Annotated in this window: 21 protein-coding genes and 1 tRNA gene; 8 read left to right on the top strand and 14 right to left on the bottom strand. The window is 74.9% G+C overall.

Annotated elements, in window-relative coordinates; translation table 11 throughout:
- Nucleotides 1–46 precede the first annotated feature (46 nt).
- Entirely contained in the window at nt 47–1582 is a 1536-nt protein-coding gene (locus IR170_RS00240; protein WP_193660780.1) for a DHA2 family efflux MFS transporter permease subunit, read from the bottom strand.
- 126 nt (nt 1583–1708) lie between these two features.
- Here IR170_RS00240 and IR170_RS00235 point away from each other — a divergent pair, with 126 nt between their 5' ends.
- Nucleotides 1709–2296, top strand: coding sequence for a TetR family transcriptional regulator (locus IR170_RS00235; RefSeq protein ID WP_193660779.1), 588 nt, complete (start codon nt 1709–1711; stop codon nt 2294–2296).
- Between the two features lie 13 nt (nt 2297–2309).
- On the opposite strand, the gene IR170_RS00230 is transcribed toward IR170_RS00235, so the two are convergent.
- Together IR170_RS00230 and IR170_RS00225 are read right to left on the bottom strand one after the other, a co-directional pair.
- The gene (locus IR170_RS00230; RefSeq protein ID WP_193660778.1) at nt 2310–2663 is read right to left on the bottom strand and encodes a hypothetical protein; all 354 of its coding nucleotides are present in this window, start codon (nt 2661–2663) and stop codon (nt 2310–2312) included.
- An 84-nt stretch (nt 2664–2747) separates the two neighbouring features.
- Complete coding sequence (locus tag IR170_RS00225; RefSeq protein WP_193660777.1) at nt 2748–4196, bottom strand: glycoside hydrolase family 30 beta sandwich domain-containing protein; 1449 nt, start codon at nt 4194–4196, stop codon at nt 2748–2750.
- Nucleotides 4197–4386: 190 nt separating this feature from the next.
- On the opposite strand from IR170_RS00225, the gene IR170_RS00220 reads away from it, so the two are divergent.
- The 6 genes from IR170_RS00220 (at nt 4387) to IR170_RS00195 (ending at nt 10457) form a co-directional block, all read left to right on the top strand.
- Nucleotides 4387–4971: a TetR/AcrR family transcriptional regulator gene (locus tag IR170_RS00220; protein WP_193660776.1), complete on the top strand. Its 585-nt coding sequence runs from the start codon at nt 4387–4389 to the stop codon at nt 4969–4971.
- Complete coding sequence (locus IR170_RS00215) at nt 4968–6197, top strand: GDSL-type esterase/lipase family protein (RefSeq protein ID WP_319804828.1); 1230 nt, start codon at nt 4968–4970, stop codon at nt 6195–6197. Before IR170_RS00220 ends, IR170_RS00215 begins: the two co-directional genes overlap by 4 nt.
- 76 nt (nt 6198–6273) lie before the next feature.
- Complete coding sequence (locus IR170_RS20125) at nt 6274–8400, top strand: sensor histidine kinase (protein WP_193660775.1); 2127 nt, start codon at nt 6274–6276, stop codon at nt 8398–8400.
- A 361-nt stretch (nt 8401–8761) separates the two neighbouring features.
- Complete coding sequence (locus IR170_RS00205) at nt 8762–9490, top strand: hypothetical protein (protein ID WP_193660774.1); 729 nt, start codon at nt 8762–8764, stop codon at nt 9488–9490.
- Nucleotides 9487–9891, top strand: coding sequence for a phage holin family protein (locus IR170_RS00200; protein WP_193660773.1), 405 nt, complete (start codon nt 9487–9489; stop codon nt 9889–9891). Before IR170_RS00205 ends, IR170_RS00200 begins: the two co-directional genes overlap by 4 nt.
- Nucleotides 9867–10457 (top strand): DUF3618 domain-containing protein, encoded by a 591-nt coding sequence (locus IR170_RS00195; RefSeq protein ID WP_193660772.1) that lies wholly within the window; start codon nt 9867–9869, stop codon nt 10455–10457. The genes IR170_RS00200 and IR170_RS00195 overlap by 25 nt, the downstream gene beginning before the upstream one ends.
- Before the next feature lie 97 nt (nt 10458–10554).
- Here the strand turns inward: IR170_RS00195 and IR170_RS00190 are convergent, their stop codons facing one another.
- The 3 genes from IR170_RS00190 to IR170_RS00180 form a co-directional block, all read right to left on the bottom strand.
- Nucleotides 10555–10860, bottom strand: a complete 306-nt coding sequence (locus IR170_RS00190) for a hypothetical protein (RefSeq protein ID WP_193660771.1) — start codon at nt 10858–10860, stop codon at nt 10555–10557.
- A gap of 14 nt (nt 10861–10874) precedes the next feature.
- Nucleotides 10875–11078, bottom strand: a complete 204-nt coding sequence (locus IR170_RS00185; protein WP_193660770.1) for a hypothetical protein — start codon at nt 11076–11078, stop codon at nt 10875–10877.
- Nucleotides 11079–11518: 440 nt separating this feature from the next.
- Nucleotides 11519–12490 carry an alpha/beta fold hydrolase gene (locus tag IR170_RS00180; protein WP_319804827.1) on the bottom strand — a complete coding sequence of 324 codons (972 nt, stop codon included), beginning with the start codon at nt 12488–12490 and terminating at the stop codon, nt 11519–11521.
- Between IR170_RS00180 and IR170_RS00175 the strand changes: the two genes are divergently transcribed.
- Complete coding sequence (locus IR170_RS00175) at nt 12485–12979, top strand: tyrosine-type recombinase/integrase (protein ID WP_193660769.1); 495 nt, start codon at nt 12485–12487, stop codon at nt 12977–12979. The genes IR170_RS00180 and IR170_RS00175 overlap by 6 nt on opposite strands.
- A 104-nt stretch (nt 12980–13083) precedes the next feature.
- Here IR170_RS00175 and IR170_RS00170 read toward each other — a convergent pair.
- From IR170_RS00170 to cmk, 8 genes are all read right to left on the bottom strand, one after another.
- A tRNA-Pro gene (locus IR170_RS00170) sits at nt 13084–13157 on the bottom strand.
- 121 nt (nt 13158–13278) lie between these two features.
- On the bottom strand, nt 13279–16728 hold the full coding sequence (locus tag IR170_RS00165) for an error-prone DNA polymerase (protein WP_193660768.1): 3450 nt from the start codon (nt 16726–16728) through the stop codon (nt 13279–13281).
- Nucleotides 16728–18476 carry a DNA polymerase Y family protein gene (locus IR170_RS19215; RefSeq protein ID WP_227488433.1) on the bottom strand — a complete coding sequence of 583 codons (1749 nt, stop codon included), beginning with the start codon at nt 18474–18476 and terminating at the stop codon, nt 16728–16730. The genes IR170_RS00165 and IR170_RS19215 overlap by 1 nt, the downstream gene beginning before the upstream one ends.
- Nucleotides 18476–19249: a hypothetical protein gene (locus IR170_RS00155; RefSeq protein ID WP_406603371.1), complete on the bottom strand. Its 774-nt coding sequence runs from the start codon at nt 19247–19249 to the stop codon at nt 18476–18478. The genes IR170_RS19215 and IR170_RS00155 overlap by 1 nt, the downstream gene beginning before the upstream one ends.
- 103 nt (nt 19250–19352) lie before the next feature.
- Complete coding sequence (gene larA / locus IR170_RS00150) at nt 19353–20711, bottom strand: nickel-dependent lactate racemase (RefSeq protein ID WP_193660766.1); 1359 nt, start codon at nt 20709–20711, stop codon at nt 19353–19355.
- 237 nt (nt 20712–20948) lie between these two features.
- Entirely contained in the window at nt 20949–22328 is a 1380-nt protein-coding gene (gene der / locus IR170_RS00145; RefSeq protein WP_193660765.1) for a ribosome biogenesis GTPase Der, read from the bottom strand.
- Nucleotides 22325–23188 (bottom strand): lysophospholipid acyltransferase family protein, encoded by an 864-nt coding sequence (locus tag IR170_RS00140; protein WP_319804826.1) that lies wholly within the window; start codon nt 23186–23188, stop codon nt 22325–22327. The genes der and IR170_RS00140 overlap by 4 nt, the downstream gene beginning before the upstream one ends.
- Nucleotides 23185–23934 (bottom strand): (d)CMP kinase, encoded by a 750-nt coding sequence (gene cmk / locus IR170_RS00135; protein ID WP_319804825.1) that lies wholly within the window; start codon nt 23932–23934, stop codon nt 23185–23187. Before cmk ends, IR170_RS00140 begins: the two co-directional genes overlap by 4 nt.
- Nucleotides 23935–23951: the final 17 nt, after the last annotated feature.

The raw sequence follows: 23951 nt of genomic DNA, 5'->3' as shown, positions 1-23951 counted from the left end.
GTCAAGCATATCGCTGAACTAGACCGAAGTTAAGCCATGATCTGGATCAGCCGACCGAGGTGGTCTCGTCGCTCCCACGCTCGCCCGCCCGGCTCCGGTCCGTGCCGGGCTCGGCCGTCGCCTCCGGTGCGGACGCTGCGGTCGCAGGCGTGCGCACGAGCAGTGAGAGCAGCACGGCCACCGCCGAGACCACGCCTCCCCAGAGCAGGGAGTCCTGCACGCCTGACGCCGTGGCGGCCGCGGCGGGAGCCCCGCCCTCGGCGGCCCGCGTGGCGCCACGGGTCATCACCGTCACGAAGAGCGCCGTGCCCGCTGCGCCGGCCACCTGCTGCACCGTGCTCACGATGGCGCTGCCGTGGGAGTAGAGGTGCGGGGGCAGCGAGCCCAGCGCGGAGGTCAGCAGCGGCGTGAACATGAGCGCGATGCCGATGCTCAGCAGCACGTGGGCGCCCACGACGGTGGCCGTGGCGGTGCCCTGGTCGAAGGTGCTCATCAGCCACAGCGCCGCACTGGCCACCACCGCGCCCGGCGGCACCAGGGGACGCGGGCCCACCCGGTCGAAGACCCGACCGACGACCGGTGCCATGAGGCCCATGACGACACCGCCGGGCAGCAGGACCAGGCCGGTGCGCAGCGTGGAGAGGCCCAGGACGTCCTGCAGGAAGATGGGCAGCAGGATGAGGGTGCCGAAGAGCGCCATCATCGCCACCACGACGAGGGCGACGGCGACGGCGAAGGCCCGCGACCCGAAGGCCCGCAGGTCGAGCAGCGCCCGCTCCCCCAGGTGCAGCTGCCGGTGCACGAACAGGCCGAGGGCCACGAGGCCGGCTCCGAGGGGCACCCAGGGCGAGACCGGGGCGTCGCCCGAGGCGCTCTCGCCGATGCTGCTGAGGCCGTAGACCAGGCCGCTGAAGCCGAGGGCGGAGAGCACGACGGAGGCGACGTCGACCGGCACCGCGGTGCGCTCGGCCACGTCGCGCACCCACAGCCGCCCGAGCCCGAGCGCGAGCACCGCGATCGGCAGGACGATCCAGAACATCCATCGCCAGCTCAGCTGGTCGAGCACGACCCCGGACACGGTCGGGCCGACCGCCGGAGCCACCGAGATGACGATGGAGATCGTGCCCATCATGCGGCCGCGACGCTCGGCCGGCACGAGGTTGAGGATCGTGGTGATCAGCAACGGCATCATGATGGCGGTGCCGGAGGCCTGCACCACCCGGGCGAGCACCAGCACCGCGAAGGTGGGGGCCAGCGCCGCGAGCAGCGTGCCGGCGGTGAACGCCGACATGGCCACCGTGAAGAGCGTGCGCAGCGAGAAGCGACCGATGAGGTAGCCGGTGACCGGGATGACCACGGCCATGGTCAGCAGGAACGCGGTGGTGATCCACTGCGCGGTCGACGCCGCGATCGAGAACTCCACCATCAGTCGCGGCAGGGCCACGCTCATGATCGTCTCGTTGAGGATCACCACGAAGGCGGAGCCGACCAGCAGTGCGATCAGGCGCGCCGCACCCGGCGGCAGGCCCGCGCCGGGGTCCGCCGGGGCGGGGGCGTGGGGGTCGGTGAGCGTGTCGGGCACGAGGCTTCCCTCTCGGTGGCGGTGCGACGGCGGCTGGGGGCGGACGGCGCGGCGCCGCTCCTCCCCGGGATCTTTCTGCACGGAGTACAACTTTGCACGTCGTCGGTTTTGTTCCACACTTCCCGGATGGGTCTGCGCGAGGACAAGAAGCAGGCGGCGTGGCAGGAGATCCGCGGCGCGGCGTGGCGTCTCTTCGCCGAGCGCGGCTTCGACGCGGTCAGCGTCGAGGAGATCGCCGGCGCCGCCGGCGTCTCGCGCAGCACCTTCTTCAACTACTTCCGCACCAAGGAAGCGGTGGTCGTCGACCCCGCGCCCCGTGTCGTACGTCGCCTCGACGACCTCCTGGCCGAGCAGCCGGTCGAGCGCGAGGCCTGGGAGGCGCTGACCGCGGTGCTGCTGGGGCTGACCCGGGCCGACCGTGAGGACATGGTCGTGCGCCGCCGACTGGTGGCCGACAGTCCGGAGCTGCAGCGCGGGGCCCACGAGCTCGGCGAGCAGCTCGCCGCGCAGCTCGTGGCGTGGATGACGACCCGCCTGCCGCACGATCCGCTCGGGGCCGCCCTGGTGGTGGAGCTGTCGCTCGCCGCCACCCGCACCGCGTGGGCGGCGTGGCCCGAGGACGCCGGGGTGGACGCCTACCTCGCGCTGCTCCAGGACTGCCTCAGCCGCGCGCGGCCCGCCGCGGACGGGCGCGGACGGCCCGCGGCGCACTGAGGCTCACTGAGCCTCACCGGCGCATCGCCCGCCAGGTGCGCTCGGAGCGCAGCCAGGACGCGACGACCCGGGCGCACACGGTCGGGTCGGCCTCGACGGTCTCGCACCGCCGGCCGCGACCGCCGGCGGCCCAGGGCTGCACGCACACCCGCGTGCCGCCGGCCCGGTCGCTGCTGTGGTCGCCGACCCGGTCGCCGGCGCACAGGCCCGGTCGCAGGCAGCCGGTGCGCACCAGCACCGCGCCCGCCTCCCGCCTCACGACGGCGCGCAGCGCCTCGAGGACGGGGGCGTGCGTCGCGCCGCAGGCGCCCGCCGCGCACACTCCCACCGCCACCGTGGGCTCGCCGTCCTGACGCGTCCTGGCCATCACGCACCTCCTCGCGGGCCGCACCCGCGACCACCTCCACCGTACATGAGAATCGTTCTCGCTTGGTGGGTCGCGGTGCTGCGGTCAGGCGACCGTGCCCTCCCAGGTGAAGACCGCCCCGGCCTCGACGGCGTAGGTCTGCGAGGTCGTGCCCCCGACGACCACCCGCACCAGCTGGGTCTGCCCGGTGTCGTTGTAGCCGTAGACCCCGACCGTGCCGTCGGGGCGCAGGAAGGCCGAGGACCACACGCTCCAGCTGGTGGCGGAGCTGGTCACGCTGACCGCCCCCGGACGGGCCGCCCGCGCCAGCTGCGCGAGCACGGCGTGCTCCGGGCCGGTGGTCACCGTGCGGTCGGGCGCCACGGCGAGCACGCCGCGGCAGGTCTTGCAGCCCCACCGTGACCCGGCGTCGAGACCCACGCCGGGGGTCGTGCTGAGCGCGGCGTTCCAGAACATCAGCCCGCCGGAGCCGGCCCGCACGCTGCGCACGACGAGGTTCGCGGAGTCCCAGCGGAAGGTGCCCCACCGGGAGTCGGTGGTGCCGGTGCACTCGGTGAGGATCGACGGCACGGCGAGGCCGGTCATCTGGTCCGGGGTGCCGCCGTAGCAGTGGAAGGCCGCGGCGGCGTGCGCGCCGGGCGCCTGCGCCAGCACCGCGTCGACGCGCGCCCGGTCGCTCCAGTTGTGGTCCACGGCCCACAGGTCGACGCCGAGCGCCCGCAGCCGGGGCGCGACCGCGGCGGCCACCCGTGCCAGCTGCTCGTCGCTCATGCGCATGGTCGTGTAGTCGCTGGCGTGCCCGGGCTCGTTGACGATGCTGAGCGCCGAGACCGGCACACCGCGTTCGCGCAGCCAGGCGGCCTGGGCCACGAGCATCGAGGCGTAGGACGCCTCTGCGCCCACCAGGAGCGACCCGCCGCGCAGCGAGCGGGAGTCCTTCATCGAGGCCGGTGCCGACCAGGGGGCCACGACGACCTCCAGGTCGGGGTTGAGCGGCAGGGCCCGGGTCAGCAGGTAGTCCACCGCCCTCCGGGCCTCGGCGGGCGGCGTCACCCTGCGCCCGTCCCACCCCCACGTCCACAACCGGGTGGAGAAGTCGGTCGACGACAGCGGGAGTCGCACCCAGTCCAGCCGTGCACCGTCGGCGCGGGCGCGGTCGAAGAGCAGGCGGGTGGCGGTCTCGTTGCCGCCGAGCTGGACGACGGCGGCGTCGGTGAGGGCGGCGCCGACCCCGCGCCAGACCTGTCCGCGCCGTGAGGTGTCGACGGTGACCGTCGCGGTGGCCGGGGCGGTCGTCGCGGCCACGGGCACGACCGTGCGGGCGGCGTCGGCGCCCGACGACAGCGTCATCCGGTCCACCGTGACGACGCTAGCGCCCGGGTGCACCGGCACGCGCGGTCGGGCGGAGGCGGTGGCGCCCAGCGGGAGGACGAGGGCCAGCCCGACGAGCAGGGCGAGGCCGCGGCGGGCGCCGTGTCGCGGCGTACGACGGGGGCGTGCGGGCGGGGTGGGCGTGGAGGTCGCGGTGGTCATCGCTGTCGTTCCTGGTGGGTCCGGCGTCAGGGGGGTGCCGGGCAGTCGCACCCATCGGCGGCGGTCGGGCCGACCCGAGGGGTTCGGGGTCGCGGATGGACCTCGGTCGACGACGTCGCCGTCAGTTTGCCTACGAATCGTAGGCAGATGCAGGATGGGCGTAGTCGATCCCCGGACGGAGACACACGACATGGCACGCGCAGGACTCACGACGCAGCGACTCACCCTCGAGGCCGCCGACCTGGCCGACGAGGCCGGCTTCGCCGCGGTCACCCCCGCCGCGCTCGCACGGCGCGTGGGCGTGCGCCCCGCGAGCCTCTACTCCCACCTGCGCGATGCCGACGACCTGCGCACCCGCGTCGCCCTGCTCGCGCTGGAGGAGATGGCCGACCGGGTCGGCGCGGCCGTCGCCGGCCGCGCCGGCAAGGACGCCCTCGTCGCCTTCGGCGGCGCCTACCGCGACTACGCCCGGGAACACCCCGGGCGCTACGACGCCGCGCGGTTGAGGCTCGACCCCGCCACGGCCGCCGCCAGCGCCGGCCCGCGCCACGCAGAGCTGGCCCGCGCCGTGCTCCGGGGCTACGACCTCACCGGGGAGGACCAGACCCACGCCGTGCGCCTGCTCGGCAGCGTCTTCCACGGCTACACCAGCCTCGAGGCGGCGGGCGGCTTCGGCCACAGCAGCCCCGACAGCGACACCACCTGGCGCCGCACGCTCGACGCGCTCGACGTGCTGCTGCGCCGTTGGCCCGACCCCACCCAGGAGACACCGTGACCCACGACCCCATCCCCTCACCCACCACCTCCCCCGCCCCGAGCCCCGCCACCGCGCTCGCGCACCGGGTCTCGTTCACCACCCCGGCCGCGCACGCCCTCGTCCGCGGTGCGCTCGACCTCGAGGACACCGACCGCGGTCTCGTGCCGCACCGGCTGCCCCGCTGGGTGCGCGAGCGCCATGCCGACGCCCAGCTGGCGATGGCGCAGTCGCAGACCTCCGGCGTGCGGCTGCTGGTGCGCACCCGGGCCACGACGCTCGCCCTGCAGACCGTGCCCACCAAGCGGGTCTACCCCGGCCTGCCCGCCCGTCCCGACGGCGTCTACGACCTGCTCGTCGACGACGTGCCGACCGCCGAGGCCACCATCCGCGGCGGCGACACCGTCACCCTCGACATGGCCGCCGGGACCGCACGCCACGACCTCGGCGCCGCCGGCACCGCCACCTTCACCGGCCTGCCCGCCCACGACAAGACCGTCGAGATCTGGCTGCCCCACGACGAGACGACCACCCTGGTCGCGCTGCGCTCCGACTCCCCGGTCGGCCCCGCCGAGCGCGCGGACCGCCCGGTCTGGCTGCACCACGGCAGCTCCCTGAGCCACGGGTCCTTCGCCGCGAGCCCCACGGGCACGTGGCCGGCGGTCGCGGCCCGTGCCGCCGGGGTCGAGCTGGTCAACCTCGGGCTGGGTGGCAGCGCCCTGCTCGACCCGTTCCTGGCCCGCACGCTGCGCGACACCCCGGCCGACCTGATCAGCCTCGAGATCGGCATCAACGTCGTCAACGCCGACCTGATGCGGCTGCGCGCCTTCGTGCCCGCGGTCCACGGCTTCCTCGACACCATCCGCGACGGCCACCCCGACACCCCGGTGCTGGTGGTCTCCCCGCTGCTGTGCCCCCTCCACGAGGACACCCCCGGTCCGACCGCCCCCGACCTCGACGCCCTGCGCGCCGGCGAGCTGCGCTTCCTCGCCACAGGCGACCCGGCCGAGGTCGCGGCGGGCCGGCTCACGCTCTCCGTCGTACGCCGCGAGCTCGCGGGCCTGGTCGCGGCACGCGCCGACGACCCCCACCTGCACCTGCTCGACGGCCTGGAGCTCTACGCCGAGGCCGACCACGCCCGGCACCCGCTCGTGGACGGCCTCCACCCGGGACCCGAGACGCACCGCGAGGTCGGTGAGCGGTTCGCGGGCGTCGTACGGAGTCTGGCGTCAGGACTCCTGCGATGATGGGGTCAGGACGGGTGCTCGGCTGCCGATGGGGTGGGTCGGACCCGTCCCCCCGACCCGTGAGGTGGTGCAGCAGGTGCGTCGCGACTCCCCCCACGTCGCCTTCGCGACCTGGACGGGGGCCTTCGTGCTCGCGGCTGTGGTCGGTCTCTACACCAAGCCGGCCGACTCCGCGATCGCCCTCTTCTGGCCCGCGGCCGGCGTCGCCGTCAGCTGGCTGCTGGCCTCGCGGACCGCACCGGCCCGGGCGGGGGTGCTGCTCGTCGTCGCCTCCGTCCTCGTGGTGCAGGCCACCGTCGTCTACGACGGCGTCGCGGCGGTCCTGCTCGTCGCCGCCGCCCACGTGGTCCTGGCCGGCGGCTGCGCGGTCCTGCTGCACCGGCTGGCGCTGAGCGAGGCCGGTCCCGAGGATCCGTGGGGGCCGCTCCGGTCGGCTCACGGCCTCATGGCCGTGATCGTCTCCGCCGCCGCCGCCTCGCTCGGCACCTCGCCGCTCATCGCGGCCGCCGTGGTGGCCTCCGGGGGCGCGTGGTCGTGGGAGACCCCGTTGGCCTGGACCGGACGCAACGCCGTGGCCGTCGTGCTGGTCACCGTCACCGTGGTCGCGGTCTGCTCCGACGGCCGCTCGACCCTCGCGGTGCGCGACCGGGTGCGCGCGCCGCGGCCCTCCCGGTCGGGCCTGGGCGCCCGGGTGGGCGGCTCCGTGCCCGAGCTGGGTCTGCTGCTGCTCGCGACCGCCACCGCGCTCGTCGTGGTGTTCCAGGTCGCTCCCGGGCTGCCCCTGGTGTTCGTGCTGGTCGCGGTCGTGGCCTGGGCCGGCGCCCGCTTCGCGGTGGAGACCGCCGCCCTGCACGTGCTCGCCACCTCGATGGCGGTGATCGCTGCGACGGCGCTCGGCGTGGGGCCGTTCGCCGAGGTGACCGATCCGCTCATGCGGGCGCTCGTCGCACAGCTGTTCGTGGGCCTGTGCTTCTGCCTCGCCCTCACCCTCGCGCTCGGGGAGGAGCGGCACGAGCGGCTCGCGACCCGACTGCGCGCCTCGGAGGCCGAGGCCCGGGCGCAGGCCGACCTGCTCGCCACCGTCACAGCCTCCATGACCGACGCCCTGGTGGTGCTCGGGGCCGACGGCAGGGTCGTGCTGGCCAACCAGGCCGCCCGCTCCCTGCTCGGCGGCTCGACCGTCGTGGCGCTCGACGACCCGGCGCGCCACGGCTTCTTGCTCCCCGACGGCACGCCCATCCCCACCGAGGACGGTCTCCACACCCGCGCCCTGCGCGGGGAGACCGTCGCCGGGGAGCTGGTGCAGCACGTCGCCGCCGACAGCGGCGAGCAGCGCTTCCTGTCGGTGGGCGCCGCACCCCTGCCCGGTGCGCAGGCCTCCGCGGTCTTCCTGCTGCGCGACGTCACCCGCGAGCAGATGCACCTGCGCCAGGTGCAGGGCTTCGCCGGCATGGTCGCCCACGACCTGAAGTCCCCGCTGGCCGCCCTGACCGGTTGGCACCAGATGCTCGACGAGGAGCTCGACGCCCTCGGAGCGCCGGCGGCCACCGCCGCCGGCATGAACGACCGCATCGGGTCCTCGACCCGCCGCATGGCCCGGCTCATCGACGACCTGCTCGGCTACGCCCGCGCCCAGGCCGCCGAGCACCACCCCGAGCCCGTCGACCTCGACGCCGTGGTCGGCGAGGTCCTGGCCGACCGACCCGACCTCGGGCCCGGGGCCGTCACCTGCGCCACGGGCGCCGTCCTGCACGCCGACCCCGTGCAGCTGCGCCAGGTCATGGCCAACCTCGTGGGCAACGCGCTGAAGTACGTCGCGCCCGGCACCACCCCCCGGGTCCGGATCAGCGCCCGCACCACCCACGGCTGGGACGAGGTCGTCGTCGACGACAACGGCGTCGGCATCCCGGCCGGCCAGCACGAGGCCGTCTTCGACCCCTTCGTGCGCATGCACACCGGCTACGAGGGCACCGGGCTGGGCCTGGCCATCTGCCGCACCGTCGCCGACAAGCACGGCGGCTCCCTCACCGCCCGCACCGGACCCGAGGGCGTCGGCACCCGGATGGTGCTGCGCCTGCCGTCGGGCGGCCCGGCCGCCGGCCGGGGCGTCGGCCCGGGCACGGAGCGACCCTCGGCACGGCCGGCCCCCGACCGGGTCGTCCCAGGCGCCCTGCGACCGGTCGGGTCCGCCGAGCGCGGCTGAGGCCACCGCCGCGGCGTCGCCCGCCTGCCCGGGCGGCCGCGGGCCGTGGGGGCGGGCGCCCGTGCGGGCCGGGTGGGTCGTCGTGCGCAGCGTGGATGCGTATCCACGGTCCGCATGACGACCGCGCGCACGGCACCGCCAGGTGCATGCCGCGCGCCTCGACCCGTCCCACCCCGTCAGGCGGTGACATCACCGGGCCCGACCTGTGGGGCCCCTCGACCGCACGCCCGGGCGGCCACCGACCCACCCCACGGGAGGGAGCCGGACCCCCCGGCCGGTGCGGTTGCGTGAAGGACGTCGAGGGACCACCGCGACGGCCCGAGCGGCCGAGCACCTCTCGTCCTCGACGACAGGAGACGACATGACCTACACCCAGGACACCACCACGGGCCCCCACAACGGGCTCGGCACCACCGAGGCGCCGGGCACCGGGGCCCAGGCGCAGCACGCAGCCTCCACCGCGGCCGACGAGACCCGTCACGTCGCGTCGGTGGCCGGTGAGGAGGCCGGCACCGTGGCCGCCGAGGCCCGCGCCCAGGCCCGCAGCGTGCTCGACGACGCGGTCGCCCAGGCCACGGAGCAGTCACGCACGCAGCGCGACCGTCTGGTCACGACGCTGCACGGCCTCAGCGACGATCTCGACCAGATGGCCTCCAGCGGCACGCAGTCGGGGCTGGCCACCGAGGCCGCCCGTCAGGTCTCGCAGCGCGCCCGCAGCCTCGGCACCCACCTCGACGGGCGCGAGCCCAGCGACCTGCTCGACGACGTCAGGGGCTTCGCCCGCCGCCGACCGGGCGTGTTCCTCGCCGGAGCGCTCGCCGCAGGGGTCGTCACCGGCCGCCTGCTCAGCGGTGCCCGCGCCTCCGGCTCCCCCGCCGGCCCCGGCGCGACGAGCAGCTCCGACGGCACGGCCGACCCGGTCCTGCCGCGCACCACCCCGGGCACGTCGCCCGTCGTGCCGCCGAGCGCCCCCGCGCCCGTCACCCCGGCGACGACCGCAGCGCCCCCGGCGTACGGCACCGTCGACCCGCTCACGGACCCGCTCGCCGACCCGCTGACGCGCGAGGTCGACCCGGGGTCGCTGCGATGACCCAGACCCCGACGCCCGACGGCGGGCAGCGCAGCCTCGGCGAGATCGTGGGCGACATCACCCAGGACCTCACCACCCTGGTCCGCCAGGAGCTGGACCTCGCCAAGACCGAGATGAAGCAGGAGGCCGGCCGGGCCGGCAAGGGCGCCGGCCTGCTCGGCGGCGCCGGTGTGGCCGGGTCCTACCTGCTGCTGTTCCTCTCCGCCGCCGCGATGGTCGGCCTCGACGCCGTGCTGCCGCTGTGGCTGGCCGCGCTCGTCGTGGCCCTGGTGTGGGGCGTCGTCGCCGGCGCCCTCGCCCTGACCGGCAAGAAGGCTCTCCAGCAGAGCAACCCGCAGCTGCCGACCACGCAGCGCACCCTCAAGGAGGACGCATCATGGGCCAGAGCACAGAAGAGCTGAGCAACGACATCGCAGGGACCCGCGAGGCCCTCGCGCAGGACCTCGACGCCCTGCAGGACCGGGTGAGCCCGAGCGCGATCGTCGAGCGCCGCAAGGCCGCCGTGCGCGGGCGCGCCTCGTCGGTGCGCGACCGGGTGATGGGCAGCGCCTCGGGGGTGCGCGACTCGGCCGGCTCGACGGCCGGCTCCGCCCTCGGCAGTGCCTCCGACGGGGTGCGCGGCGCGGCCTCGAGCGCCGCCGACAGCACCGGCAGCGCCGTGCAGGGCAGCCCGCTCGGTGCCGGGCTGGTGGCCTTCGGCGCAGGGCTGCTCGTCGCCGCGCTCGTCCCGGCCAGCGACGCCGAGGCACGTCTCGCGCAGCAGACCGTCGACGCCGCCAAGGAGCACGGCCAGCCCGTGGTCGACGAGGTCAAGCAGGCCGGTCAGGACGTGGCCGGGCACCTCAAGGGCAGCGCCGCCGACGCCGCCGCGCAGGTCAAGGACACCGCTCAGCAGTCCGCCGCCCGGGTCCAGGACGAGGGCTCCTCCTCGGTGCAGAGCGTGCGCGCCGAGACCCCTGGCGCCTGAGCCGCGCGCACGACGTACGACGACCGCCGCAGCCCCTCGTAGGGGAGCGGCGGTCGTCGCACGCCGGGTCGATGGTGACGCAGGCAGGCGCCCCTGCTCACTCCCCCGCTGGCGGTGACTCCACCTCGATGCTCGACGGCAGCTCCGCGCGCAACAGCGCGAGCAGTCCTGCCTTCTCCTCATCGCCACCACCCGTCTCGCTCCACCGGCAGCAGGCGTCGAACGTGGCACGGGTCATCCCGTACGGCTCCCAGTCGGCGTAGTCCTCGCCAAGGCCACCTTCGTCGTCCCAGAACGGCCCGGCGTACTCGTGGTGCCGCAGCTCGACGTAGGTGACGGGATCTGAGTCGGCCACGTCACCGGGCTGCAGCGGTCCGTAGGAGAAGCCGGAGAATCGAGGCACGCTGGTCCCGCCCGTCATCGCAGGCAGCTGCCGCCGGAGACGCCGTACACCGCGCTGTCGTCGGGGGCACGCGACTGCGACCTCTCCAGCGCCTCGATGGTCGTGCGCAGGTCCTCCTGGCACGCAGACACCTCGGCGCGGCCGAGGACGTAGCCGGCCAGTCCGGACGTCGTGGCGATCAGGACGGCAGCGATGCCGAGCAGCAGGACCCTGGACACGCATCCATCCTGGCTGATCTGCCTGTGTCGAAGGAAGTCCCGAGACGCGAGAAGAGGGTGCCGGATCGCTCCGGCACCCTCTCCCACCTGCATCTTCTCCGGTCGGGCTGACAGGATGTGAACCTTTGTCCCCTTGACGTTGATCAGGCTGTGAAGCGACGTCTGGTTCTGCTTGCCCTTTCCGGCTCTGACCTGCAAGGACTCCACCCTGGGACCTGGCGAGACTTTGTTCGAACGAGTTTCCCTTGGCCGGGATCTGACGGGGTTCTCGACCAGTGAACGTCCATCGATGTGCCCGGCCTCGTTGGGACCGTCCCTGCCGCATCCGCCGACTCGGCCTAGCGACGCGAGCTCTGGTGGCGAAGTGCGGGTCAGCCGTCCCGTAAGCCGATCCGCCTACGGCGATGGGCGCTGTTGTCCGCTCGGCAGCGCGACGGGACTCAGCGGGTGCGGTCGAGGATCAGTTGGGTCGCTTCGCGCGGTGCGTCCCATTGCGGAAAGTGACCGCACCGCTCGAACCAGTGCAGCACGGCGTCGGGGAATAGCTCGGTCGCGCGTGCGGCCTGCCTCGGCACGGTCACCAGGTCACGGCGCCCCCACCCGATCGTGACGCGTCCGGGCACTGTGCCAGCCGGGGCGCCCTGTTGCTTGGGCCCCTTGGTCAGAGCGTCGAGGGCGGCGCCAGTCGACGGGGAGTCGGCCAGCCCGCGCACGTCTGGCAGCACGATCTCGCGCGAGAGCGCCCAGGGCCGCGTCGACAACTGTGCGAGCAGCAGAGTCCTTCCCACGGGGTTGCCGAGCAGTGATGGCAGCGTGCCTCGCAGTGCTCGGACCAGTGCGATCGAGGGCCGCAGGGTGGCGCCGAAGACGACGAGCTCGCGGTCGCTCCAGAACCCGCCCGGGTCCAGCGCCACGGTGTCGCCGCCGACTCCGCGTCGTGCGAGCTCGAGCACCATTCGACCGCCCATTGACTGGCCGACGGTGGAGACCCCGTCCAGGCCCTGTTCGCGGATGAAGTCCGCGACGGAGTCGGTCAGGGTGGCGATCGAGACCTCGCCGGTCAAGGGCGGCGTCTCGCCGAACCCAGGTAGATCGACAGCGATGACCTCGCGGTGCTGTGCCAGTTCGTCGATGATGGGGGTCCACGACAGCAACCCGGCGCCCAGACCGTGCACGAGCAACAGCGGGCTCCCGCTTCCGCGTCGAACATGGTTTAACGTCATGCTCGGGACGCTACCTCGCGCATCCTGGGGTCCGGTCGCCGCAAGCGGATCCTTGGTCCAGATCCGCGCCGCCGTACGCCGGTGGCTCAACGCGGACCGCCCCGGACCAAGGCCACCGGCGACATAGCCGACATCATCGACCTGATGCTCGCCACCGGTTGCCGCATCGGCTAGATCCTCGCCGTGCACTGGAACGACCTGGATCTCGACGGGGATCTGCCCACGTTGTCGGTGTCGGGAACGATCAAGACCGAGACCGGCAAAGGCACCTACCGGAAGGCCACACCGAAAACGGACACCAGCCGACGGACCGTCGTACTCCCCCGGTTCGCTGCCGACCTGCTCCGGGTGCGACGGGAGTTCGCGACACCCAACGAGAACGACGCCGTCTTCGCCACCCGCAACGGCACCTGGCACCAGGTCGTCAACATCGAGCGGCGGTGGCGGCAGATCCGCAAGGACACCGGTTACGAATGGGTGACCCCCCATACGTTCCGCAAGACGGTGGCGACGCTCATCTCCGAGGCGACCACCTCCGAGCTCGCCTCGCGCCGATTGGGTCACTCCTCGACCCAGGTCACCCGCGACCACTACATCGCCAAACCGCCGGTGTCGGCCGACCTCTCCGAGCTCCTCGAGCGGCTCGCTGAGAACGACGACACGAACTCGGATTCGTAGGCGCGAAGTCGTTCAGGACTAGTAGACGACCATTCTGCGGTTCCACGTCACAACCAGAACCGGCTCTGACCCAACGTTTCCGCTGGTCAGAGCCGGTTCTTCGGTCGGGCTGACAGGATTTGAACCTGCGACCCCTTGACCCCCAGTCAAGTGCGCTACCAAGCTGCGCTACAGCCCGAACCCCGCCCCGTGCGGCCACGCGAGCGTGACCGGGACAGCGCGTGAACACTACAACACCCCGGCTCCAGGTCCGGAATCGACCCCGCCGCACGCACCCGACCGGGCTCCAGCGCGGGTGGTCAGCGGAAGTCGCGGGAGGTCTGGCGCAGCTGGAGGGCCGAGCCCGCACCGGCGATGACCGAGTCGAGGGTGACCACGCGGTCGGCGACCAGGTTGGTCACGCCCTCCTCCCGCTCGAGGATCCCGCGCACCACCACCGCGACCGCGCCCCGCGCCGCGGAGCGGTGGGCGCGCATCACGCCCACCGAGCAGACGACGTTGAGCATCCCGGTCTCGTCCTCGACGTTGAGGAAGGTGATGCCCTGCGCGGTGCCCGGGCGCTGCCGGTGGGTGACCAGGCCCGCGACGTGCACGCGTCTGCCGGGCTCGGTGCGCGCGAGGTCGGCCACCGAGGAGATGCCGCTGCCGGTGAGCAGCTCGCGCAGGTGCTCGACCGGGTGGGTCTCGGGCGAGACCCGGGTGGCCCAGAGGTCGGCCAGGGTCACCTCCTCCGGGCTCATGCCGGGCAGCGTCGGCGGGGCCGGCGAGGGCGTGGAGCCCGGCAGGTGGTCGGCGCTCTCCGAGGCGCCCGCGGCCCACAGCGCCTGGCGCCGGTCGAGCCCCAGGCACTCCAGCGCCCCGGCGGTGGCGAGCGCCTCCAGCTGCTGGGTCGACAGCCCCGCGCGCCGTGACAGGTCGGTCACCGAGGTGTACGCCGCCTCCGCGCGCGCGGCCACGATCCGCGCCGCGACGTCGGCGCCGATCCCGCGCACCGAGTCCAGCCCCAGGCGCACGACCAGGTGGCCGTCGCGTCGGTGGGTGCGGGTGGGGTCGGGGCGGGCCGGGTCCCACTCCGCGCGCTCGAAGGAGGCCGCGAGGCACTCGTCGAGACCGGTCGCACCCGTCGTCGTCGACCCTTCCCGCGCCGCGCCCGGCTCGCCCGGGTCCACCGGCTCGAGCCCGGCCTGCACCCCGGAGCGGGCCAGGTCGGGGCGGCGTACCTCGACGCCGTGGCGGCGGGCGTCGCCCACCAGCGACTGCGGGGAGTAGAAGCCCATCGGCTGGGTGCGCAGCAGGCCGACCAGGAAGGCCGCGGGGTAGTGCAGCTTGAACCACGACGAGGCGTAGACCAGCAGCGCGAAGCTCAGCGCGTGGGACTCCGCGAAGCCGAAGTTGGCGAACGAGAGGATCTTGACGTAGATCGCGTCGGCGGCGTCGCCGACCAGCCCGCGGCGCTCCATGCCGGCGTAGAGCTTCGCCTTGACGCTCTCGATCCGCTCGACGCCGCGCTTGGAGCCCATGGCCCGGCGCAGCAGGTCGGCGTCGTCGCGCGAGCAGTCGCCCAGGGTCACCGCCATCGCCATCAGCTGCTCCTGGAAGAGCGGCACCCCGCGGGTGCGCTCGAGCACCGGCACCAGCTCGGGGTGGTCGTAGACGACCGGCTCCTTGCCGGTGGCCCGGCGCACGTAGGGGTGGACCGCACCGCCCTGGATCGGCCCGGGGCGGATGAGGGCGATCTCGATGGCCAGGTCGTAGAACTCCCGCGGCTGCAGGCGCGGCAGCGTGCCGATCTGGGCGCGGCTCTCGACCTGGAAGACGCCGATGGAGTCGGCGCGGCAGAGCATGTCGTAGACCGCAGGCTCCTCGCGCGGGATCGTGGCCAGGGTCCAGCGCTCCCCCAGGTGCTCCTCGGTGAGGCGCATCATGTGGTCGAGCGCGCCGAGCATGCCCAGGCCCAGCAGGTCGAACTTCACCAGCCCCATCGACTCGCAGCCGTCCTTGTCCCACTGCAGCACCGTGCGGTCCTCCATGCGGGCCCGCTCGATCGGGCACACCTCCCCCACCGGGCGCTCGGTCAGCACCATGCCGCCGGAGTGGATGCCGAGGTGGCGCGGCGCCCCCAGCAGCTGCTCGGCCAGCGCCACCACCGGGCGCGGGATGTCGAGCGCGGGGCCGCCCTCGGGGTCGCGGGCGTCGGCGGCCACCACCGAGCTCCAGCCGTCGACCTGCTTGGACCAGGCGTCCTGCTGGCCCTGGGAGTGGCCCAGCGCCTTGGCGGCGTCGCGCACCGCCATGCGGGGCCGGTAGGCGACGACGTTGGCGACCTGGGCGGCGTTGCGCCGCCCGTAGGTGCGGTAGACCCACTGGATCACCTCCTCGCGCCGGTCGGAGTCGAAGTCGACGTCGATGTCGGGCTCCTCGTCGCGGTGGGCGGAGATGAAACGCTCGAAGGGCAGGCGGTAGAAGACGGCGTCGACGGCGGTGATGCCGAGCGCGAAGCAGACCGCGGAGCTGGCCGCCGAGCCGCGGCCCTGGCACAGGATGCCGCGCTCGCGCGCGAAGGCGACGATGTCGTGCACGATGACGAAGTAGCCCGCGAAGTCCTTCTCCTCGATCACCCGCAGCTCGTGGTGGACGCGCTCGCGGGCCTCGGCCTCCATCGGCGTGCCGGCGTAGCGCTCCTCGAAGCCCCGCCAGGCCAGCACCCGCAGCCACGAGCTGGGGGTGTGGCCCTCGGGGATGCGGTGCTTGGGCAGGCGCGGGGAGGCCTTGCGCAGGTCGAAGGCCAGCTCCTCGGCCAGCGCGACCGAGCGTCGCACCGCCTCGGGGCGGGTCGCCATCGCCGCGGCCACCTCCGCCCCGCTGCGCAGGTGGGCCGCGCCGGAGAGGTCGAGCCAGCCGTCCATGTCGGCCAGGCTGCGCCGGGCACGCACCGCCGCCATGGCCGCGGCCAGCCGGCGCCCGGAGGGCTGGGCGAAGTGGACGTTGCCGGTGGCCACCACCGGCAGCCCGTGGTCGCGGGCCAGGCCGGCCAGCAGCTCGTTGGCCTCGGCATCCTGCGGGGTCGGTCGCGCCGAGAGCTCGACGACCACCCCGTCGAGGCCGAAGCGGGCGGTGAGCCGGTCGAGCTCGAGGGCCGCGGCCGTCGGCCCGCCCGCCGCGAGCGCCCGGTGCACCGTGCCCTTACGGCAGCCGGTGAGCACCACCCAGTGCCCCCGGCCGCGCTCGGCCAGCTCGTCGAGGTCGTGGTCGGGGCGGCCCTTCTCGTCGCCGCGCAGGTTGGCCTCGGTCATCGCGCCCGCGAGCCGGTGGTAGCCCTCCACCCCCCGCGCCAGCACCAGCAGGTGGGAGCCCTCGGGGTCGGCCACGCCGTTCTGCGGGCGGGTCAGCCCCAGGGACAGCTCGGCGCCGAAGACGGTGCGCAGATCGTGCACGGCCGCGGCCTCGGCCAGCAGCGGCGCGCCGTGGAAGCCGTCGTGGTCGGTGAGCGCCAGCCCGCTCAGCCCCAGGCGCACCGCCTCCTCCACCAGCTCGCCCGGCGAGCTCGCGCCGTCGAGGAAGCTGAAGTGGGAGTGGCAGTGCAGCTCGGCGTACGGCGTGACCGCCGCCGGACGCTCGATGGGCCGCTGCGAGGGGCGGGCGTGCTTGCGCCGCGAGATCGGCGCGTCCTCGGCACCGGGCGCGCCGGGACGACCGGAGAGCCGTCTCTCCAGCTCGCGCCAGGGCACCGCCGGGTTGGACCAGCCCATCAGTCGTAGCCCGCCTCGAGGGTCCACCCGGCGGTGCTCCACCGCAGCAGCCAGGCGCGACCGTCGACGCCGACGACCTGGAAGCGCGCGGCGCGGGAGCCGTCGGCCGGCGCGGTCTCCACCCACCACTCCTCGTCGACCGGCCACGGGCCGGCCCAGGAGGCCACCGGCTGCCAGGGCCGCTCACCCGGGCGGCCCGGTGCCCCCGGTGCCCCGCTGGGCGGGTGTGCGCCGGCGCCGACCTGCGGCCGGCCGGTGGTGCGGGCGACGACCTGCGGGGTGTCCTCGAGGGCCCACAGGCCCTCCTGTGCCCCCGCCCGGCCGCCCGGCTGCGGCACACCGGCGGACCCGGGCGCCGCGACCAGCAGCGCGGCGCCGAAGCGGAAGCGCCGCGGGTCGGCACTCACCGCGCCCCGCTCGCTGACCGCCACCGGGTGGCCGGTCCCGTCGACGACCTCGGCCACCCGCGGCGGGCTGAAGACCCGCACCGGGGGCGGGCCGGGCACCCGGGTCGGCCACGGCCGGTCGAGGGGGCGCAGCCCGGTGGGCCGCTCGCCCCAGGGCACGCTGGCCTGCCGCTCCGCCGGTGAGCGCCCGCCCTGGAGCACGGGGCGCAGCACGGACTCGAAGCCGATCATCGCCTGCACCCGCGCCACCCCCCGCTCGACGAGCTCGTCGCTGCCGCCGCCCCACAGCGCCTCGGCGTGGGCCGCGGCGGGCTCGACGGTCTCGGGCACGAAGCGCACCCGCTCCACCGGCGCGCGCACGACGCCCGCGTCGTGGCGCGAGCGCAGCGACCCGCCCTCGCCCTGCAGCTGCCAGTGCACCCGGTCGACGAGGTCGCGCGCGGTGAAGCAGCGCGGGTGCAGCCAGGCCCGGCTGGAGACGACGACGCCCTCGCTCTCGGCCTCGACCCGCACCTCGGTGGCCACCAGCTGGCGCGAGGCCAGCCCGGAGACCAGGCGCTCGGCGGTGGTGCGCACGCTGAAGCAGACCGCCTCCACCGACTCCAGGGGCGGCTCGAAGACGACCTCGACGTCGAGGTCGGGCGGCGGGGTGCGCTCGCCCAGGACGCTGCGGCCCGCGCCGCGCACCCGGTGCCACAGGTCGGCGCCGTAGCGGCCGAAGCGGTCCTGCACCGAGGCCAGCGGCAGCCCGGCGAGGTCGCCCAGCGTGCCCAGCCCGAGACGACCCACCAGCGAGGCGACCTCGCGCCCGGCCTGCCCGTCGCTCTCCAGCACCCGCACCGGCAGCCCGCGCAGGAAGTCGGCCGAGCCGCCCGGGGGCACGACCACGGCGGCCTGCACCGCGGCGGTGCGGGCGGCCTGCTCGGCGGTGAACACGTCGTCGGCCACCCCGATGCGGCAGTCCCAGACCCCGGCGTCGACCAGGGTCTGGGCGACCAGCGCGGCGGCGTGCTCCTCCCCGCCGAAGTAGCGCCCGGGCGCGCGCACCGCGAGCAGCCCGGGCCGCATCGGGGAGACCCCCGGGCGCAGCTCCTCCACGGCCGCGAGCACCGGCTCGAAGTGGCGCGCGTCGCGCTCCGGACCGGCCTCCAGCAGCAGCAGCTCGGGGCAGCGGGCCTGCGCGTCGCGCTTGCGCTGTCCGCGTCGTACGCCGCTGTCGCGGGCCGGGCCGTTGCACACCTCCACCGCGCCGGCGGCCAGCACCGCCGCGGGCAGCTGGCGCGAGCGTCGCGCCTCGGCCAGGCCGGCCACCACCGACCAGTCGGGGCACCACACCACCATCACCCGCACGCGCCGGCCTCCTCGACGACCAGGCCGCCCGGCCCACGCACGCCGACGGGTCCGGCCGGGCCGCGCGGGCCGCGCGGGCCGACCGGCTCGAGCACCGGGCCCCGGGGGCGGGAGGCCCGGGCCGCACGGTCGGACCGCTCGTCGACGCCGACCAGCGGCGCGTCGATCCCGGGGAACCACACCTCCGCACGCGCCGGCGGGGCCGTGCCGCGGCGCACGGCGAGGCGGGCCCGGCGCGCGCGCAGCCGGCCGGAGCCGTGGTCGGGGCCCGACCAGCGCGACTCCTCCAGGCTCAGCCGGGCGTCGCAGCGGGGCCAGTCGCCGTGGACGACCAGCACCGAGGAGCGGGTGCGCAGCCGGGCGTCGAGCACGCCCGCGGAGCGGGCGTCGACGCTCGCCGGCGGACGCAGCACCACGACGCGCAGCACGTCGACCAGCGCCGCGGTCACCTCGAGCCAGTGCTCGCCGGGCTCGGGCACCAGCACGGTGCGCGTCAGGTCGACCCCCAGCTCGGCGGCGGCCTCCGCGCCGAAGTCGGCCCAGCCGGCGAAGCCGACCCACTCCCCCGCTCGCGAGGCCTCCGCGGCCAGCGCCAGACCCACCGAGGCGGCGTCGACGGAGTAGGTCGCCCCGGCACGCAGCTGGAGCAGGTCGGAGAGCCCGGCGTGCGTCGCCACGGCCTCCCGCGCCGGCCCGCCCTCCATGGCCGCGACCCGCTCCCGGAGCTGGTCGAGCACCGGGCGGCTGGGGTCGAGGGCGGGCATCGCGGTCACACCCCCATGATCGAACACGTGTTCGATCAGGTCAAGCCGGTCGTCCCCCGGGCGGGCGGTCCTGCGGCGGTCCCCCGGCGCGTCCCCGGTCGGGTCAGCCGGGTCGGCCGGCGTCGACGTAGGCGATCGTCTGCGGCCCCTCGGGCAGCACGCAGACCCGCGCCCCCGGCCCGACCCGCTCCAGCTCCTCGCGCACCGCCGCGGCGACGTCCTCGACCAGGAAGAGGTGGGCCGTGCGCAGCTCCTCGTCGCTGAGGTGGGTGGTGTGCACCCCGACCCGGGCCCGGGCCAGCACCCGCGCGAGCACCTGCACCTGCCACTGGTCGGGCACGGTCTCGCTGCGCCGCGAGATGGCCTCCAGCAGCGCCTCCGGGCTGTCCTCGGAGGCGAGGACCTCGCGGAAGGTGCCGTGGTCGGGGAAGCCGTCGCGGCACTCCGCGACGCAGACGATGAGCCCGCCGGGCCGCACCACCGTGGCGGCGGCCGTCATGCCCTTCACCGCCTGGTAGAGGTTCTGGTCCAGCGGGAAGCCGGAGTTGCTGGTCACCACGACGTCGAAGAGGTCGGGCACCGCCTGCATCGACAGCTCGCGCACGACCTCGCGCGCCTCGGCGTGCATGGCCAGCAGCTCGCCCCCGAAGGCGCGGACGACCTGCTGCTCGCGGTTGAGCACCACGTCGAGGGCGAAGTCGACCCCGGTGGCCGCGGCGATGGCGCGCACGTCGTCGTGCACGGGGTTGCCCTCGCAGACCGCCCACGTCGCCCGCTCGCTGCCGATACGGGCGGCGTCGTGGAGGGTCAGCACGGTCTCCAGGCCGGCCAGACCCGGGGCGACCAGCTTGGGTCCACCGCTGAAGCCGGCGAAGAAGTGCGGCTCGACGAAGCCCGTGGTGACCTTGACGTCGGCGTCGACCCAGTGGCGGTTGAGCCAGACCGGCACCCCGTCGCCGTGCACCCCCATCCAGCGCAGCACGTCGGGGTCGCGGCTGTCGTGGTTGACGATGCGCACGGTGTCGACCAGGTCGTCACCGAGCATGGCCCGCAGCTCGGCGTCGGTGTTGGCGCGGTGGGTGCCGGTGGCCACGAGCAGCACGAGGTCCTCACGGGTCACGATCCCCTCGAGCTCGGCGAGGATCGCGCGCACCATGAGCTCGCGCGGCTGCGGGCGGGTGGCGTCGCACAGCGAGATCGCCACGGTCTGCCCGGGACGCACCAGCTCGCGCAGCGGCGGCCCGGCCACGGGGTGCGCCAGGGCCTCGCGCAGGGCGGCCGGCACGTCGGGCGCGGGCTCGCTGTGGGTCGGCGCGACCACCGTCGTGCGGTCGGCGGGGAGCTCCACGTCGAGTCCGGTGGTGCCATAGGCCACCCGGACCGTGGTCGTCCCGGTGCGGCCCGCCGGATCGCTCGTCGCGTCGTACGTCGAGTCGCTCGTCGGATCGGCGGGGTGCGGCACGGGATCTCCTCCGGGGGGGTGACGGCCGCGCCCGTGCGGCCGAGGTCCGATCCTTGGCGGCCGACCGCGTCGAGTCAAACGTCGGGCGTCGGGTCGAGCGTCGCGTCGACCCACAGGTCGCGGACCAGGCTGATGGCGTGCTAGGGGGAGGGTCACGGTCGTGCCCCTCCCCCTGGCACCGAGGCACCTCGCCCCGAGACCGAGGCCCGGGAGCACCCGGGCCCGAGCCCGAACGGCTCAGCGCTTGCGCTTCTCGCGCGGTCGCTGCTCGAGCACGATCGGGGTGCCGACGAAGCCGAACTCCTCGCGCAGACGGCGCTCGATGAAGCGCTCGTAGCCCGCGTCGAGCTTGCCCGAGGTGAAGAGCACGAAGGTCGGCGGCGCGGTGGTGGCCTGGGTCCCGAAGAGGACCTTGGGCTGCTTGCCCGAGCGCACCGGGTGCGGGTGCTCGGCGACCAGCCGCCCGAGGAACGAGTTGAGCGCACCCGTGCCGATGCGGGTCTCCCAGCCCTCGACGGCCTTCTCCAGCGCCGGCACGAGGCGGTCCACGTGCCAGCCGGTGCGGGCGGTGATGTTGATCCGCGGCGCCCACTGCACCTGCACGAGCTCGCGCTCGATCTCGCGCTCGAGGTAGTAGCGGCGCTCCTCGTCGACGAGGTCCCACTTGTTGAAGGCGATGACGAGGGCGCGCCCGGCCTCGCGCACGGTCTGGATGATCCGCACGTCCTGCTCGCTGATCGACTGCCCGCCGTCGACGACCAGCACCGCCACCTCGGCGCGGTCGATCGCGGTGGTCGTGCGCAGCGAGGCGTAGTACTCGTGGCCCGAGGCCTCCTTGACCCGCTTGCGGATGCCCGCGGTGTCGATGAAGCGCCAGGTCTTGCCGCCCAGCTCGATGAGCTCGTCGACGGGGTCGACGGTCGTGCCGGCGACGTTGTCGACGACGACGCGCTCGGAGCCGGCCAGCCGGTTGAGCAGGGAGGACTTGCCGACGTTGGGCTTGCCGACGATCGCGATGCGACGCGGGCCGCCCGGGGCGGCGTCGCGCTCGGGCGGGGGCTCGGGCAGGGCGGCCAGCACCGCGTCGAGCATGTCGCCCGAGCCACGGCCGTGCAGCGCGGAGACCGGCCACGGCTCGCCGAGACCGAGGTTCCAGAGACCGAAGGCCTCCGCCTCGGTGCGCTGGTCGTCCACCTTGTTGGCGGCCAGCACGACGGGCTTCTCCGAGCGGCGCAGGATCTTCACCACCGCCTCGTCGGCGTCGGTGATGCCGACCGTGGCGTCGACGACGAAGAGCACGGCGTCGGCCAGCGACACCGCGATCTCGGCCTGTCCGGCGATCCGCTCGGCCAGGCCGCGGGCGTCGGGGTCCCAGCCGCCGGTGTCGACGACGGTGAAGGCGCGACCGTTCCAGTGCGCGTCGTAGGAGACACGGTCGCGGGTCACGCCGGGCACGTCCTCGACGACGGCCTCGCGCCGGCCGATGATGCGGTTGACGAGGGTCGACTTGCCGACGTTGGGGCGGCCGACGACGGCGAGCACGGGCACCGGTCCGTCACCCGTCAGGCCGGCGTCCTCGAAGGGGTCGCCGGCGTGCTCGCTCGGGCTGTCGCTCATGGTGCTCCTTGATCGGTGACCCCGGTGGCGGGGTCGGGTTCCAGGTCTCCGGGTGGCAGCGGACCGGGGAGGTCCCGCCCGGTCGACGCGCGTGATGCGGCGAGGTGCGCCAGCATGTGCTCTCGCAACAACACCGACGTGGCGGCCACGTGTTCCTTGGTGCGCGGCCACGGCTGCGGCGGCACCGTGAACGGCGCGCCGAACACGATGTCGACCATGGTCCCACGTGGCGGGAGCTCCCCGCTCCACCCACCGGGCTCGCGGGTGCCGAGGAGGGTGACGGGCACCACGGCGGCGCCGGTCACCAGGGCGAGGTAGGCCGCTCCGCGGTGGAAGCGCTCCAGGTCACCGGCGCCGCGGCGCCCCTCGGGGAAGATGCCGACGGCCCCGTCGTCGCGCAGCACCCGCAGGCACGTCTTCACCGCCGCGGGGTCGGCGTGGAAGCGGTCGAGAGGCACCTGACCCGACCACAGCAGGAAGGTGCCCAGCCGCCCGCCGAACATCTCCGCCTTGGTCAGGGCGTGCACCGGGCGGGGCGCGAAGATGGCCAGCAGCGGGCCGTCCATGACCCCGACGTGGTTGGCGGCGAAGAGCACCGGGCCGGTCGAGGGCGTGTGCTCCGCACCCTGCACCCGCACGCGGTAGCGGCGGCGCACCAGCCACGACGAGATCGGCCGCAGCCCGTGGAGCATGGCCCGGTGCGGGAAGGGTGTCGCGTCGGTGCGCGGGAGCTCGCGGTGCGCCGTACGCCGGTCGCCGCGGTCGCGTCGGGCGAGGGACCGCGGGGTGCGCGCTCCCCGCGAGCCGCTCGCGGCGGGGGTGTCCCGCTCGTCCTGGGTGTCGCGGTGGGGCGGCGTCACGCGCGCGTCCCCACCGCCCGGACCAGCCCGACGACCTGGGCGACGACCTCGTCGAGGGTGAAGGGGGTGGTGTCGATGTGCACCGCGCCCTCGGCCATGGTCAGCGGGGCGGTGGCGCGGCTGGAGTCGATCCGGTCCCGGTCGAGCAGCACGGCCTGCGTGGCGGCCAGGTCGCTGCCGCCCTCCTCGGCGGCGCGACGGGCCGCACGCGCGGCGGGGTCGGCGGTGAGGTAGAGCTTCACCGGCGCGTCGGGGGCGACCACGGAGCCGATGTCACGGCCCTCGACGACGATGCCGGTGCCGCGGACGGCGTCGGCGATGACCTCGCGCTGCATGGTCAGCAGCCGCGCGCGCACCGCGGGCACGGTGCTGACCGGCGAGACCGAGCCGGTGACCGCGTCGGTGCGGATGGCGGCGGCGACGTCGGTGCCGTCGACGTGGATGGTGGGGGCCTCCGGGTCGGTGCCGGAGACGATCCGGGGCTCCTCGCAGCGCTCCGCGACGGCCGCGGCGTCGTGGACGTCGACACCCTGCTCGAGCATCCACCAGGTCATCGCGCGGAACATCGCCCCCGTGTCGAGGTAGGCCAGCCCGAGCCGGGCGGCGACGGCCCGGCAGGTGCTGGACTTGCCCGACCCCGAGGTGCCGTCCACCGCCACCACCGTGCCCCGTCGGGAGGCCGGGCCGTCGGCCTGACCGGGAGCCGGGGCGGGGTCGGACGCGGAGCTGGTGGCGGGGGTGGTCACGGCGCCGCAGCCTACCG

Source organism: Nocardioides kribbensis (genome assembly GCF_015070375.1).
Taxonomy (GTDB): Bacteria; Actinomycetota; Actinomycetes; order Propionibacteriales; family Nocardioidaceae; genus Nocardioides; species Nocardioides kribbensis.
This window is presented reverse-complemented; position numbering and strand designations above follow the sequence as displayed.

Coding starts and splice junctions, on each gene's coding strand:
- IR170_RS00235 (WP_193660779.1), top strand. CDS start 1,709: ATGGGTCTGCGCGAGGACAAGAAGCAGGCGGCGTGGCAGGAGATCCGC.
- IR170_RS00230 (WP_193660778.1), bottom strand. CDS start 2,663: ATGGCCAGGACGCGTCAGGACGGCGAGCCCACGGTGGCGGTGGGAGTG.
- IR170_RS00225 (WP_193660777.1), bottom strand. CDS start 4,196: ATGACCACCGCGACCTCCACGCCCACCCCGCCCGCACGCCCCCGTCGT.
- IR170_RS00220 (WP_193660776.1), top strand. CDS start 4,387: ATGGCACGCGCAGGACTCACGACGCAGCGACTCACCCTCGAGGCCGCC.
- IR170_RS00205 (WP_193660774.1), top strand. CDS start 8,762: ATGACCTACACCCAGGACACCACCACGGGCCCCCACAACGGGCTCGGC.
- IR170_RS00200 (WP_193660773.1), top strand. CDS start 9,487: ATGACCCAGACCCCGACGCCCGACGGCGGGCAGCGCAGCCTCGGCGAG.
- IR170_RS00195 (WP_193660772.1), top strand. CDS start 9,867: ATGGGCCAGAGCACAGAAGAGCTGAGCAACGACATCGCAGGGACCCGC.
- IR170_RS00165 (WP_193660768.1), bottom strand. CDS start 16,728: ATGGGCTGGTCCAACCCGGCGGTGCCCTGGCGCGAGCTGGAGAGACGG.
- IR170_RS19215 (WP_227488433.1), bottom strand. CDS start 18,476: ATGGTGGTGTGGTGCCCCGACTGGTCGGTGGTGGCCGGCCTGGCCGAG.
- IR170_RS00155 (WP_406603371.1), bottom strand. CDS start 19,249: ATGCCCGCCCTCGACCCCAGCCGCCCGGTGCTCGACCAGCTCCGGGAG.
- der (WP_193660765.1), bottom strand. CDS start 22,328: ATGAGCGACAGCCCGAGCGAGCACGCCGGCGACCCCTTCGAGGACGCC.